We start from the raw sequence: 13,196 nt of genomic DNA, 5'->3' as shown, positions 1-13,196 counted from the left end.
GATTCATCTAAGAAACTTTCATTTGTGTAAATTTCGTCTAAATTATTGATATCAGGGAGTGGCAAAAGAGCTGCTGTACTACCTGATACTGGCGTTATCAGGTGAGTAATCGCTCACTTATGTAAGCTAAATGTTAGCGTCCGTATCAGGTACTCTATGAAATCCTTGGATTTTTTTGACTTTTGCTACATCATGTACTGATAGAATGTATTCACATTTAACACTATGACTATATGACACAAAACGTATAGCGTAGTACTTTAACTATAGGCAAGGAGTTCTAAAATGAACAAAACGTTGATCGCAGCTGCAGCAACTTCAGTACTTCTACTAGCAGGTTGTGCTTCTTCTGACGAAGCAGCAACAGCTACTAAACTAGACGAACTAAGCAACCAAGTTAGCCAACTAAGCCAAGACGTTCAGTCTCTACAATCTGACGTTCAAAAGTCTAACGACTCGGCTATGGCAGCTCAAGAAGAAGCTGCACGTGCTAACGAGCGTATCGACAACATCGCTCAGTCTTACACTAAGTAAGATGTGATTCCGCGCTTTAACGCTTGTTAAGGCGCGGTTATTTCTACTGGAACACCATTCTGCGCAGCAATCGCTGCTTTTGCTTTCGCATTCGTCATCCCATATTCATCAAGCCACCAATCCAACTCTTTCGGGATCTGTAGATGATCTTTCTCGCCATTACTGCGAGTCAATGGTTCATGCGCTTCAACAAACACACTGCGATCCGGTTCTAGCGTCACTTTTACAGGTTGATTGATGATTTTCACTTTTTCACCACGACGAACTTTGTCGAACAACCATTCGATATCGTTAGGATCCATACGAATACAGCCCGAACTAACGCGCATACCGATGCCAAAATCTTTGTTGGTACCGTGGATCAAGTACTCACCATGGCCATAGGCCAAGCGAAGTGCAAACATACCTAACGGGTTATCTGGACCTGCTGGTACTACTGCAGGCAAATCAATGCCCTTCGCTTTGTACTCTGCTCGAATCGAAGAAGGTGGTGTCCAAGTTGGGTTTGGGCGCTTTTGACTGATGCTCGTGGTCATTTCTGGCGTGTCACGGCCAATACGACCAATCCCTACTGGAAAGATGTGTACTACGTTTTCTTTTGCTGGGAAGTAGTACAGACGCAATTCAGCCAAGTTGATGACAATGCCTTTGTGAGGGACATCAGGAAGAATAAGCTGAGTAGGAATCGTCAGTACGTGCCCTTCTTTTGGTAGAAAAGGGTCTACGCCTTTGTTGGCTGCCATTAACGCCAGCATGCCAACATCGTACTGCTTAGCAATGTTTGCCATGGTTTCGCCCTGTTCAACCACATGATTTTCCATGCGGCCTATGACACGAGCCCCATCCTCCGGTAATTCATACATCTTTGCGAATGACAAACCACTCACTAAAGACAACGATACAGACAACAGGGTTCGTTTAGCGATACTCATTGAACGCTTCTTGCTAGGCATCTCTCTCTATTCCTTGGCGTTTTTGAAGAGCCGTAAGGTTATCTCTCTTTCTACCTTGTGATCAACCATCGGCTTGTGATAATCCAGTAAATTAAAGCCGCTCCATAGCCATGGGTTATGAATAAATTTGTTTGGTACCTGTTTGATTTCCGGCACCCAATAGCGAACAAATGCGCCATCAGAGTCAAATTTCTCACCCTGACTGATTGGATTAAAAATGCGGAAGTAAGGCTGCCCATCACATCCGGTAGACGCCGACCATTGCCAACCACCGTTGTTCGCAGCGAAGTCTCCATCCACCAGCTTGCTCATAAAGTACGCCTCACCCCAACGCCAGTCGATGTGTAGGTCTTTGGTTAAGAAGCTTGCCACTATCATGCGTAGGCGGTTGTGCATCCAACCCGTCGTGTTTAGTTGGCGCATCGCAGCATCGACAATTGGGTACCCTGTTGTTCCAGTTTTCCAACGCTCGAACGCCGCCTCATCATAAGACCATTCAATCTTATCTTCCCAAGGAATGAAGCCTTTACCTTTCACCAGTTTTGGTTCAAACACTAATAAGTGTTGGTAAAATTCGCGCCAGATGATTTCACTTAGCCACGTCGCTTTCCCGTCCGTAAGGTCAGTATGCGGGTTCTCTGCATAAAGACGAGCAATACACTGTCTTGGCGATAATGCGCCAATGGCAAGATATGGAGACAACTGACTCGTACCATCAAAAGAAGGAAGGTCTCTTTTCTCTTGATAAGCATCGCTGCGCTCTCGAGCGAATTCTCGCAAGTGATGCACAATATCACTTGTTGAAACGAACCATTGGTCACTGGATTCACGCGGGTAAGTGAAAGGTACGTCTGCATGGTAGCGATCGGCTTCAAGCGGCTGGATCAATTCTTGAGGAATCTCAGCTTGTGGTTTTGGTTTCGACACCATTGGCATTTGGAATTTCAACAACCAAGCGCGTTTGAATGGCGTGAATACCTTGAAATATTCACCTTGCTTGTTTAACACCGTGCTAGGCGCATGAACACATTTGTCGTGGAAAGCTTCAAACGTGACTTGGCTTTTAGCTAAAACATCCGCTACTTCCCTGTCTAACGCTTGTTCGTTGACCTCATAATGGATGTTTGCCATCACGCTTTTCGCGTTTAACGATAATGCCCAATCTTTGATGACCCCTGTGACGTCAGAAAATTTGGGCGCTTCTTTATACAGAAGCGGTATGTTGAGGTCTGCGAGTTCTTCATCGAGATGCACCAAGCGTCGCGCGATCAGGTCTGCCTGCATTGGCGACATATTATGCTCTTGCCATTGTTCCGGTGTCGAAACAAAAGCAGCCACAACAGGTTGCCCCGTATCCAAGGCAGCCTTTAACGCTGTGTGGTCTAACGTTCTCAGATCACGTCGAAACCAAACCAGAATCATGTCCTCTCCTTACCTATTATTGGGCTAGTTAGCGAAATGAAGTTTCTCGATGACTTCAGAAAATTGAACTTGCTCAGGTGCTCGAGTTTGCAATGCGGTTAAAGCTTCCACCTGTTTGATCGGCAGAGCTTTGTTCGAGAAGAAATGCACTTGCTGATAACGAGCAAGTACATCATGCCCAATCAAACCAGACACATCTTCGACCTTGTCGATTAAGGTGATGTGGTAGCCTTGTTCACACAGTTTTGCGGCTTGAATCCAGCTCTCTGAGTCACGGGCTTGCTCGAAGCTCACCAGCAGACATTTCCCTTTAGACGCGGCTTTATTCTCTGAGTCCACCACTAGGGCGAGGCGAGTGATTAGACACGTTTGGAACAAACCAAGTTGCAATGAACGCAGCGAGACTTTCACTAGATCTAATGCTTCAAACACCGGATTGATCAGCTGTTCAATCACAATATTAAGTGGGTATTCTTTTAATACGTTAGACAGGAGCGTTTCCGTTTTGCCACGATTAAGCTCCGACAACGCTTTCAACATCACTTCAACTTCCTCCAAACGCTGGTTGTCTGTTGACACATCAACGTCTGAGTCTTGTCCTAGCAGTCCCTTCACTTTGCCGATAGCAACGCCCTTAGCCAACCAACCTTGAATCTCTCGTATTGTGTCCAAATCTTGCTGACGATATAGGCGATGCCCTTTTTCAGTTCTTTGCGGTTGAATCAAGTTATAGCGTCTTTGCCAAGCCCTCAGGGTGACGGGTTTTACGCCCGTCAACTCTGATATATCTCTAATTGCGTATAGTTTTTCTTCTTGGCTACAATCCATAACGAAGTCTCATCTCCTGCGGGTATGGTTCTAGATATTTCTGTTTTTGTAAGTACGCATCTGGGTACGCGTTGAGATAGTGCTTAATTAACGTTAGCGGCGCAAGCAGTGGTAATAACCCTGTGCGGTAGTCACTAATCACGGTCGCAAGTTCTGCTTTCTCGTCAGAAGTTAATGAGCGTTTGAAGTAGCCTTGTAAGTGCATCAACACATTGGTGTTATTTTTACGGCTGGCACGGTTTTGTAGTGCTTGCATCAAACCCAAGCGGTATTGGCTGTAAAACTCATCGATTTCATAGTTCGCTACATCAGCCACCAATCGACCAAGAGAACGGTACGACTCTGGGTGGTGCGCCATTAGCGTCAGCTTGTAGCGCGAGTGAAACTCGACAATCTTACCGCGGGTTGGCTCTCCACCCATTGACTCATAAAAGTCATTCAAACAATAAATACGCGTAATGAAGTTCTCTTTTAATACCGGATCGTTCAGGCGACCGTCTTCTTCTACTGGTAACCACGGCATTTTTTCCATTAACGTTTTGGTGTACAAACCAACACCTTCTTTTGCCGCATTGTTTTTGCTGTACACCTTTACACGTTCCATACCGCAAGTCGGCGACTTAGCGCAAACGATGTAACCGCACAATTGCTCGCCTTGTAGTTCGTTCACTTTATTTTCGGAATAAGCGAGCATGTTGTCTGTGTGGTCGTTGTCAGGATTTTTTGTCTCGACCAATGCAATACGTTCTTCATTGCTGACTAGGCGGATAGTCGGACGCGGCACAGACATGCCTACACCAACTTCAGGGCAAACTGGCACAAAGCTGAAGTAGCCGTCTAATTCCTTCGTTACGAAGTTGCTGATTTTATGTCCCGAATCGAAACGTACTCGTTCTCCAAGTACACAAGAGCTGATACCGACTTTGATTGAAGATTCCATAACGAAGCATCCTATACAAAATTTTTTGCTGTATAACTTATAGCAAGTCAATTAACATTGTACAAGAAAATAAACTGTACAATTTAATCGTTCTACTCATTCATATAGGATTTAGATCAGACGATTTGAAGAAAAAAATTTGAGGGCGATATAGGGGTTTTGTGCACGCAATCGACAAACTGCTCAAAAGCAAATCGATTGCCTTTTTGATTTCAACAGATTTGGTTATCAACAGATTATTTAAACACTAGAACCGACCATTTTGTGACTTAACTCTCAAGTCCCCTTGCCCTGTACCGATACTATGGCCTCAACGAAAACGAACAAGTTCAACAGGATTGGTAATAGCATCTATAATTGATGCGTTTTACCTGAACAAAACTTTGGAGAGCACTTATGGCAACCCCACACATTAACGCACAACCAGGTGATTTCGCTGAAACAGTTCTAATGCCAGGCGACCCGTTGCGCGCTAAATACATCGCAGAAACGTTTCTAGAAGATGTGACACAAGTTTGTGACGTTCGCAACATGTTCGGCTTTACTGGCACTTACAAAGGCAAAAAAGTTTCTGTAATGGGCCACGGTATGGGTATCCCATCTTGCTGTATCTACGTACACGAACTAATCGCTGAATACGGCGTGAAAAACGTTATCCGTGTAGGTAGCTGTGGTGCAGTACGTGACGACGTGAAACTAATGGACGTTGTTATTGGCATGGGTGCATCTACAGACTCAAAAGTTAACCGTATCCGTTTCAACAACCACGACTTCGCAGCAATCGCTGACTACGGTCTTCTAGAAGAAGCGGTAAACCAAGCGCGAGCTCAAGAAGTTCCAGTAAAAGTTGGTAACGTATTCTCTGCAGACCTATTCTACACACCAGAAGCAGACATCTTCGAGAAGATGGAAAAACTAGGCATCCTAGGTGTAGACATGGAAGCGGCTGGTATCTACGGCGTAGCTGCAGACCTAGGCGCGAAAGCACTAACTATCCTAACGGTTTCTGACCACATCATCCGTGGTGAAAAACTAAGCTCAGAAGAGCGTCAAAAGTCGTTCAACGACATGATGAAAGTTGCACTAGAAACAGCAATCAAAATCTAAGAAACACCTAAGTAGTAAATTGCAGCCGGAGCCTGACCGGCTGCACGAATTATCCCGAGGGGGCGATTGTGTCTAACGGCGAACTGCCAAGGGACGCAGATGGGTTACAACTCAACTTTTGTAAAACATTGGCGTGTGACAACTTTGGATTGAGTGATGCGAAGCGGTACGTTTTGCAGCATGCTAACCCTAAACGTCCGGCGATGGTATGCCGTGAATGTGGAGCTTTCCCCCCCTTACTTAATAACCGCGATGTAGTGAACGAACTTCATCGTCTGCGTCACGTTCATAGTGACGGGTTACCTGCTTGTCGTAATGATGATTGCGACAACTTCGGACTTTCTGTCCACACGCACAAACACCTCTATCACGCTTTCGGTTACAGTGGCGATCGCCAACGTTACCGCTGTAAAGTGTGTCAAAGTACCTTTGTTGATAAATGGTCTGGTGCCAACAAAAAGTTTCAATTCCAAGAGAATTTGATGGGCTTATTGTTTACTGGTTATTCCGTTCGAGAAATCTGCCGTAAACTCAGCATCAACCCAAAAACCTTTTACGATCATGTTGATCATATCGCGAGCCGTTGCCGCCGTAAATTGGCGACGATAGATGCTCGTTGGGTTAACCATGCAAAGCATTATGAACTGGCATCAAACTACGTCGCTCTGCAACCAAACAGCAACAATGGCGTTTATTGGATTGCTTCGGGTGAAGCGCATTCAGGCTACATTCTGTGTCAGCATGTGAACTACTCTTCTGATGATGAGCCAATCGCTGCTCTGGATCATAACCCATACGATGAGGTGTCTCGTTTCGTTTCGCAAGAATACACTGCAGAAGCAAGCGAACCGCCACCAACGCCATCTAAGAAGCTGCGTGAACGCATCGATCAGAAGTACCAAACTATCTTGGCCCGTGGCAACGTAGAAGACCCACTGGGGAACCTTTCTGTCTTCCACTACCCATCAAAAGGCGCATTGATTCGTCCGCCTTACACCTCTTACGCACACTACCTCCATGTGTTGGATATGTGTTGCCCTGAAAAGCGTGTTTCTATCTACATGCCTCAAGATCCCCTGCTCCGCTCTGCTGCGTTGAGCGTTTGTTTATCTCGCATTAAAGAGAAAAGCGTCGATCTGATGTATGTCGAAGAAGACGCGATTTGGGACATGAACGCGCCATTTGGCAAAGTGGATATTGCCTACATGAGTTGGTGGCGTGACCGCTGGGCGATCTCCAGCCAATACGAGTGCAACAAGGGTATCTGTTATTTAGCTGGCGACAGAAATGAGCCGGAATCATGGTTCAATGTGGCCACAACTCGCCATATCCAATTCTATCAAAATCGTTTTCAACTGCTGTTTGAAAGCTTTATCAACGAGCCACGTCGCAAATTGCGTCCTGCAGGCATATTGCCTCTTTTAGATATATTCAGAGCTTGGCATAATTTGTGCTATCAGGATAAGCAAGGACTTACTGCTGCTCAAAGGCTCAAAGTCACCGACGCACCACTCACGATCAAACAATTGTTATCATGATTATTTAACAGTTTACTCATTTAGAAGTGGTAAATAAGCGCGGAGCGCGGTATACATTACGGAATCCGATACCTTATTGGTGTGGCTGTTTTCTACACCGCAATGATATACGCATCTAACCACTTGTTTTTAGGTGTAAATTCCAGTTCGATAGTCATGGATGTGAACGTTGGATAAAAGCCAAATTCAGCTCGAAGCCGAGCTCAACGCCCTTGAAGGCCAGATAAAATCTGATCCTGAGCGAGCATTTCGAATCGCGGAGCAATGCCGTATTCGTTCAGAGCAAATTCTATTTATAGATGGTGAGATTCGAGCGCTTATCGCGATGTCTAATGCTTGCTGGTGTAGCATGGATTATCGACATGGCTTAAAGCTGATCAAAGATGCTTACAACCTCCAAATTCAACTTGATACTGACGATCACCTTCCAAAGATCCTTCATTTATTTGCCTTGCAGTATTGGGGCCAAGCCAAATATTACTCTGCACAACAATACTGGATTAATGCCCTAGAGCAATCGGCTTTGGTCGACGATATCGAGATCCAAATCGAAGCATTAATTGGCTTAGGCAATGTTTGGCGAATCACCAACGAACACAAGCTTGCCGCTTCTACGCATGAACTCGCAGTGAAAGTGGCAAACAATGTCCGTATTGCTTGGCTAGAAGGCAAAGCCCGAATACTGCTCGCATGGGATTACTACTTGCTGAACAATTTCGTTGAGATGTTGAGTGTGCTTGATGGTGCGACAGAAGTACTCAGAGATCACGACGACAGCACTTGGCAAGCAGAGATCTGGGATTTCAAAGGCCTTGCCCTGCTGGGATTAGAGCGACTTGATGCGGCAGAAGAAGCCACACAAAAAGCTCACCAGCTTGCGATAGAACAAGACCTGACGTGGATGAAAGCGCATTCCTTCATCAGCCGTGCAAGACTGGAATTACTGCGTAAAAACACAGAGAGTGCAGCAAGGTTGCTGCAATTAGCCGAGCAATCAGCACTCGCGTTCGATAATGGCGAACTGCTCAGCCAAATTTGTTTCCAACAATCCCGTGTAGCCGAAGAGCAAGGCGATTACGAGCTTGCTTTTCAAGCGTTCCAAAAATACCGTCGACACGCACTTAAGATGCTTAAAGAGCAAACTCATCGTGTCAGTATGGACAAAGCGCGAGGATCTAAACGACAACTCGAACAACGCGCGCGAAAACTCATTAACCGTATTCGTGCCCAACATGAATACGATCCAGAGAAACAGTTCTCAAACGTGGTGTCAGAGACTTACTGGTGGGAGCAACTGGTTCTATTCAAGACCGAGCTAAAACACTCCAACCATGCTGTGATCATGATCCGTCACTCAGATCCGGCCTTCCTAGACATCTGTACTGAGTTGGTTCATTCGCTCACTACATCTAGCGATCTTATCTCTCGCTTAAGCAGCGACCGCTTGGCGATGTTGATTGCAGAAAAGGACCAAGCAGCCGAAGAGCTCTACCGCACCGTTTGCGCTATGTTAGACATCTATCCATGGAAACGCCGTGGTTTAACTGGCCCTAAGCCAACACTTTATCTACAGGACATCCTAACCTTCCCGTTCACCTTAGAGCAGTTGGAAGAGAGCCACATTGAGGTAATGAAGAATGGAACAACTGCTTAGTAAGGTGACGGATGCTGGCATGGATCCCTCTTCCGTTGCCGGTGAAGAAGCGCTAATCCTATGGGAACACATCCGTCTGCATATCGCCTCGACCAATCAAGAGAAGGCGCACTGCTACATCATCAGCGCGGAATATCGAAGTAAAATTAAACAGCTACAAGAGAGCATTGAAGAACTACGTCATGCACTCGATTTACTTAAACTGCCAGAAGACGTTGAGGATATCCTCTCTGTCAAATCCAGCTTGAGTGACCGTCTGGTAGAAAAAGGCGATTATAACTCTGCACTCACCGAATACATTGCTTCCACCAACATTGCCGTCGAATACGGTTATATCGATGAGTATGTTCTGGCAATCATCGGCATGGGCAACCTTTGTGACGCGTATGGCGACCACAACCGCGCTCTTCGTTACTACCAAAAAATCGATGCGATTGACCATGCCATTGGCAGCCGTTCATTGAGATTACGCTATAAGCTGTACATGCTAGCTTGTTATATCAGTTTGCAACGTATAGGCGCGGCGACGGACCTCTTAAGCGAGTGCGAAGAGCTCAGTATCCTCGTCAGCGATAAAAATCTGACAGGACAAATTCACTTATACCGAGCTAAGTTGCTTCGACTGCAAAAAGAGTGCAACAAAGCACTACTTGCTATCTCTCAGATTCAATACGCAACAGGCAAGCAACATACTGTTTGGCTCTCGACCATGGTAAAGATCGAGACGGCTTACTGTTTGAATGAAGTTGGTCATCAATCATTATCAAATCTATTGTTAGCTTCTACGGGGAAGCGCATCAACGAGCAAGCATCGCCTTTGATCGCGAATCGTTTTTATAACGCGATGAGCCAAGTGTGTGCTTCTCAAGGCTTGTTCAAAGAAGCACTTAACTACGAGAAAAAAGCTTTCCGAGTCGAATCTGATTTAGTGAAACATATTCCGATCAGTGAACTTGGCCCAGCTCAGCTGCGTCGCTTGGGTCGATTTGAATTACAGCTCAAGTTGATCCTTTCAGAGATTGAGAACAAAGAGCTCAAAGAAACCACTAAACAACACAAAAACACCGTTGCTCAGCTTCAACAAGATGTCTTTACCGACCCGTTAACGTCACTCCACAACCGTCGTTGGCTAGAAGTGAAGCTGAAAGACTTGTTGCTGCACGATACGCCATTTGCCCTAATGGTGATCGACATTGACCACTTTAAATCCATCAATGATGAGCTTAGCCACTTAGTGGGCGACAAAGCCATTGTGAACGTCTCCAAGGAGCTTTCTGGGTACTTCAAGTTCCGTGGTTCATCGTGTGTACGTTTCGGTGGTGAAGAGTTCTTGGTGATTCTAGAAAACACCGAGGTTGCAAAGGCAGAAATGCACGCCGAAAACTACCGCGAGCGCATTTACCAGTTTGGTTGGCATGAAATCTTAGGCGAGCGTGGCTTGACCGTCTCCATCGGCATTACCTTACATCGGGAGGGTGAGAATACTCAGCGCACCTTCTACCGTGCCGACAAAGCTCTATACCGCGCGAAAGCCAATGGTCGAAACCAAGTTTGTACTGAGCTATAAGCCAGATTTTCAATCTATAAAAAACGCCCCAGCTCAAACTGGGGCGTTTTTGTATATTGCTTCAACTAACTAAGAGAATGCTTTAAAGAAAGAACAGCGAAATGCCACCGAGCGCGACCAATGTTCCAATCACGCTCTTCGCTCCTACCTTTTCACCTTTCATAGCGTAAATCACCAAGATAAACAGCGGGCTAGTGGCGATTAAGGTTTGTGCTATCGCTGGGTTGGCGTATTTCAAAGCGATTTGTTGTAGCCAAAGCGCGAGGAAAGTACCGACGAAAATCGCTAATAACAGCCATCCCATCGCCTTATTACCCATCTCTTGAATGTGCTGTTTGATGCCTTTGAACGGCGCGGGCTCAACAACTTTAATGACCAAACAAACCGCAACCACACCAATGCTGAGTCTGATTAATGCCCCTAACAAAGGTGGAAGATCCCCTGCCACCAATGCATAGTGAGAAATCACCACACCCGTTGCTTGGCATACACTCGCCAACAGACCAAATCCGATACCACTCCAATTGGTTTCTTCACCTGTTGAAGAGGGCTGAAAGACAACAAAAGTGACTGCAGCGGTCGTCACTACCACACCAAGCCAACTTTGTAGCGTCAGCTCCGAGCCAAGAAACACCAACGCAAGCACGCCTGATAACGGTGGAGCAAGAGATTCCAACAATAACGTTTTATTTGGTCCGATACGTTTTAGCGCGGAAAAGTAAGCGCTATCACCAATGGCAATACCAATGACACCGGACACTGCTAATACAGCAAGGTGAATAGGTTCGATTTGGCTTGGCAGACCTTGGGGGAGAAAAGGAATCACGACCAACATCATCATCGAGGCGATCACCCCTTTGACAATGTTAAGTTGCATAGCAGAAAAACGATGGCTGAATTGACTGTATATCCAAGTCGCACATGCCCAAACAATTGCAGCGCTGATCGCGGCAATCTCACCAGAATATAGCACTGTTTACTCCTTCGTATTCCATGCCGTATCTCTCAATAACTGTGAATTGAGCTATAAATAACTTGATTCACTTATTGTTCTATCAAATACTTAAACAGTTAATTTACGTAAGTTTTTCTATTTAGCAACAAGCACAGGGAAGTAAGATGTTTCTAGACTATTTTGCACTTGGGTTACTCATTTTCGTTGCTTTGGTTATCTTCTACGGAATTATCGTGATTCACGATATTCCTTATGAAATAGCAAAAGAGCGCGAGCACCCTCACCAAGACGCAATACACTACGCAGGCTGGGTTAGCCTTTTCACACTTCATGCACTTTGGCCATTCCTATGGATCTGGGCAACGTTGTGGCGCAAAGAGCGAGGCTGGGGCTTCAAGCAACTCGAACAAGAAACACATGATATCCATCATCGCCTTGAAGAGCTAATTGATGAAGTCAATGAATTGAAAAAAGAAGTCTCTACGCTGAAAGGCGAAAAGGCAGCATCGAGCACTCCAGCACAAAAAGAACAAGGTAAGGAGGAACAATAATGGATTTACTACTGGTTCTGACTTACGCCGCGCTATGTATCGCGATTTTCAAAATCTTTAATATCCCACTGAACAAGTGGACAGTGCCAACAGCCGTACTCGGTGGTGTAGTGTTGGTCGGTACACTTATCTTATTGATGAACTACAACCACCCGTTTACTCAAATTGGTAACCAAGTGTTCTCAACCACCCCTGTTGTTTCAGGCGTTCGTGGTCGAGTCATTGAAGTTCCGGTTCAACCAAACCAACCGCTACAAAAAGGTGATGTACTCTTCCGTATCGATCCGATTCCATTCCAAGCGGAAGTAGACAAGCTAAGAGCGAAAGTAAAAGAAGCTAGCCAAGGCGCACTTGGTCTTGAGTCTAGCGTTCAAGAAGCAGAAGCAGCGGTCATCAAAGCGCTTGCAGAACGTGATAAAGCGCAACGCGAATTTGATCGTTACCAACGTGGTTTCGATCGTGGCGCCTTCACCGAGCAACAATTAGATACCCGTCGCCAAGCGTTCAAGGCCGCGCAAGCAGCACTAGAAGTGGCGCAATCAAAGCAAGAACAGGCGCAAATCGCACTCGACTCTGAAGTTGGTGGCGAAAATACTCAAGTGGCATCTTTACTCGCGGAGTTACGCCAAGCAGAGTTCAACCTAGAGCAAACCGTCGTAACCGCACCAACGGATGGCTATGTAACGCAATTGGCACTGCGTCCAGGTGTGATGGCGGTACCTTTACCGCTCGCACCAGTAATGACCTTCGTCCATACCGAAGACAAGCTTTATACGGCAGCGTTTCGTCAGAACTCATTGCAACGTCTAGAGCCTGGTTTTGAAGCAGAGTTTATGTTCCGTGCATTACCGGGCAAGGTGTTTAAAGGTCAAGTGGTCGACGTGCTGCCAGCCATTGGTGAGAGCCAATTCCAAGCGCGAGGCTCACTGCTTGGAACAGAAGCTCTGCGCACCAGCGGTCGCGTGTTCGTGACATTAAAAATCACGGATGACCTAGAAGAGTATCATCTGCCGATGGGTACAGCGGTTGAAGTCGCCGTTTACTCCGATAGCTTTACCCACGTATCTATCATGCGCAAAGTCCTTATTCGTATGAAGAGCTGGCAAAACTACCTATACCTAGACCATTAATTTATAGGTGAAAAAAC

At 45.9% G+C, this 13,196-nt stretch carries 12 protein-coding genes; 7 read left to right on the top strand and 5 right to left on the bottom strand.

The window, feature by feature from the left end:
* The first annotated feature begins 285 nt into the window (after positions 1-285).
* A complete protein-coding gene (locus tag KIO97_RS08240) occupies positions 286-534 on the top strand; it encodes an Lpp/OprI family alanine-zipper lipoprotein (protein ID WP_005535213.1) in 249 nt (82 codons plus the stop codon).
* A gap of 26 nt (positions 535-560) precedes the next feature.
* On the opposite strand, the gene KIO97_RS08235 is transcribed toward KIO97_RS08240, so the two are convergent.
* From KIO97_RS08235 to KIO97_RS08220, 4 genes are read right to left on the bottom strand one after another with little or no spacing between them, the layout of a single operon-like run.
* On the bottom strand, positions 561-1,487 hold the full coding sequence (locus KIO97_RS08235) for a L,D-transpeptidase family protein (protein ID WP_255959515.1): 927 nt from the start codon (positions 1,485-1,487) through the stop codon (positions 561-563).
* Positions 1,488-1,493: 6 nt separating this feature from the next.
* Positions 1,494-2,909 carry a deoxyribodipyrimidine photo-lyase gene (phrB, locus tag KIO97_RS08230; RefSeq protein WP_285381856.1) on the bottom strand — a complete coding sequence of 472 codons (1,416 nt, stop codon included), beginning with the start codon at positions 2,907-2,909 and terminating at the stop codon, positions 1,494-1,496.
* Between the two features lie 24 nt (positions 2,910-2,933).
* Entirely contained in the window at positions 2,934-3,737 is an 804-nt protein-coding gene (locus tag KIO97_RS08225) for a MerR family transcriptional regulator (protein WP_005535330.1), read from the bottom strand.
* Complete coding sequence (locus KIO97_RS08220) at positions 3,727-4,677, bottom strand: DUF523 and DUF1722 domain-containing protein (protein ID WP_005535333.1); 951 nt, start codon at positions 4,675-4,677, stop codon at positions 3,727-3,729. The genes KIO97_RS08225 and KIO97_RS08220 overlap by 11 nt, the downstream gene beginning before the upstream one ends.
* A 396-nt stretch (positions 4,678-5,073) precedes the next feature.
* Here KIO97_RS08220 and deoD point away from each other — a divergent pair, with 396 nt between their 5' ends.
* From deoD to KIO97_RS08200, 4 genes are all read left to right on the top strand, one after another.
* Positions 5,074-5,784, top strand: coding sequence for a purine-nucleoside phosphorylase (gene deoD, locus KIO97_RS08215; RefSeq protein ID WP_285381853.1), 711 nt, complete (start codon positions 5,074-5,076; stop codon positions 5,782-5,784).
* Positions 5,785-5,852: 68 nt separating this feature from the next.
* Complete coding sequence (locus KIO97_RS08210) at positions 5,853-7,322, top strand: lactate dehydrogenase (protein ID WP_285381851.1); 1,470 nt, start codon at positions 5,853-5,855, stop codon at positions 7,320-7,322.
* A 169-nt stretch (positions 7,323-7,491) separates the two neighbouring features.
* Positions 7,492-8,976, top strand: a complete 1,485-nt coding sequence (locus KIO97_RS08205) for a lipopolysaccharide assembly protein LapB (RefSeq protein ID WP_285381849.1) — start codon at positions 7,492-7,494, stop codon at positions 8,974-8,976.
* Positions 8,960-10,543 (top strand): GGDEF domain-containing protein, encoded by a 1,584-nt coding sequence (locus tag KIO97_RS08200; protein ID WP_285381847.1) that lies wholly within the window; start codon positions 8,960-8,962, stop codon positions 10,541-10,543. The genes KIO97_RS08205 and KIO97_RS08200 overlap by 17 nt, the downstream gene beginning before the upstream one ends.
* Before the next feature lie 82 nt (positions 10,544-10,625).
* Here KIO97_RS08200 and KIO97_RS08195 read toward each other — a convergent pair whose 3' ends face one another.
* On the bottom strand, positions 10,626-11,516 hold the full coding sequence (locus KIO97_RS08195; RefSeq protein WP_005432205.1) for a DMT family transporter: 891 nt from the start codon (positions 11,514-11,516) through the stop codon (positions 10,626-10,628).
* A 146-nt stretch (positions 11,517-11,662) separates the two neighbouring features.
* On the opposite strand from KIO97_RS08195, the gene KIO97_RS08190 reads away from it, so the two are divergent.
* Positions 11,663-12,049 (top strand): DUF3302 domain-containing protein, encoded by a 387-nt coding sequence (locus KIO97_RS08190; protein ID WP_005432206.1) that lies wholly within the window; start codon positions 11,663-11,665, stop codon positions 12,047-12,049.
* Complete coding sequence (locus KIO97_RS08185) at positions 12,049-13,179, top strand: HlyD family secretion protein (protein WP_038891523.1); 1,131 nt, start codon at positions 12,049-12,051, stop codon at positions 13,177-13,179. Before KIO97_RS08190 ends, KIO97_RS08185 begins: the two co-directional genes overlap by 1 nt.
* The last annotated feature ends 17 nt before the right edge of the window (positions 13,180-13,196 follow it).

It is taken from the genome of Vibrio sp. B181a, assembly GCF_030248375.1.
Lineage (GTDB): Bacteria > Pseudomonadota > Gammaproteobacteria > Enterobacterales > Vibrionaceae > Vibrio > Vibrio campbellii.
This window is presented reverse-complemented; position numbering and strand designations above follow the sequence as displayed.

Bases quoted from the DNA above. Each gene is read 5' to 3' on its own strand.
- KIO97_RS08220 (WP_005535333.1), bottom strand. From the start codon at position 4,677: ATGGAATCTTCAATCAAAGTCGGTATCAGCTCTTGTGTACTTGGAGAA.
- KIO97_RS08185 (WP_038891523.1), top strand. From the start codon at position 12,049: ATGGATTTACTACTGGTTCTGACTTACGCCGCGCTATGTATCGCGATT.
- KIO97_RS08235 (WP_255959515.1), bottom strand. From the start codon at position 1,487: ATGCCTAGCAAGAAGCGTTCAATGAGTATCGCTAAACGAACCCTGTTG.
- phrB (WP_285381856.1), bottom strand. From the start codon at position 2,909: ATGATTCTGGTTTGGTTTCGACGTGATCTGAGAACGTTAGACCACACA.
- KIO97_RS08225 (WP_005535330.1), bottom strand. From the start codon at position 3,737: ATGGATTGTAGCCAAGAAGAAAAACTATACGCAATTAGAGATATATCA.
- deoD (WP_285381853.1), top strand. From the start codon at position 5,074: ATGGCAACCCCACACATTAACGCACAACCAGGTGATTTCGCTGAAACA.
- KIO97_RS08190 (WP_005432206.1), top strand. From the start codon at position 11,663: ATGTTTCTAGACTATTTTGCACTTGGGTTACTCATTTTCGTTGCTTTG.
- KIO97_RS08200 (WP_285381847.1), top strand. From the start codon at position 8,960: ATGGAACAACTGCTTAGTAAGGTGACGGATGCTGGCATGGATCCCTCT.
- KIO97_RS08240 (WP_005535213.1), top strand. From the start codon at position 286: ATGAACAAAACGTTGATCGCAGCTGCAGCAACTTCAGTACTTCTACTA.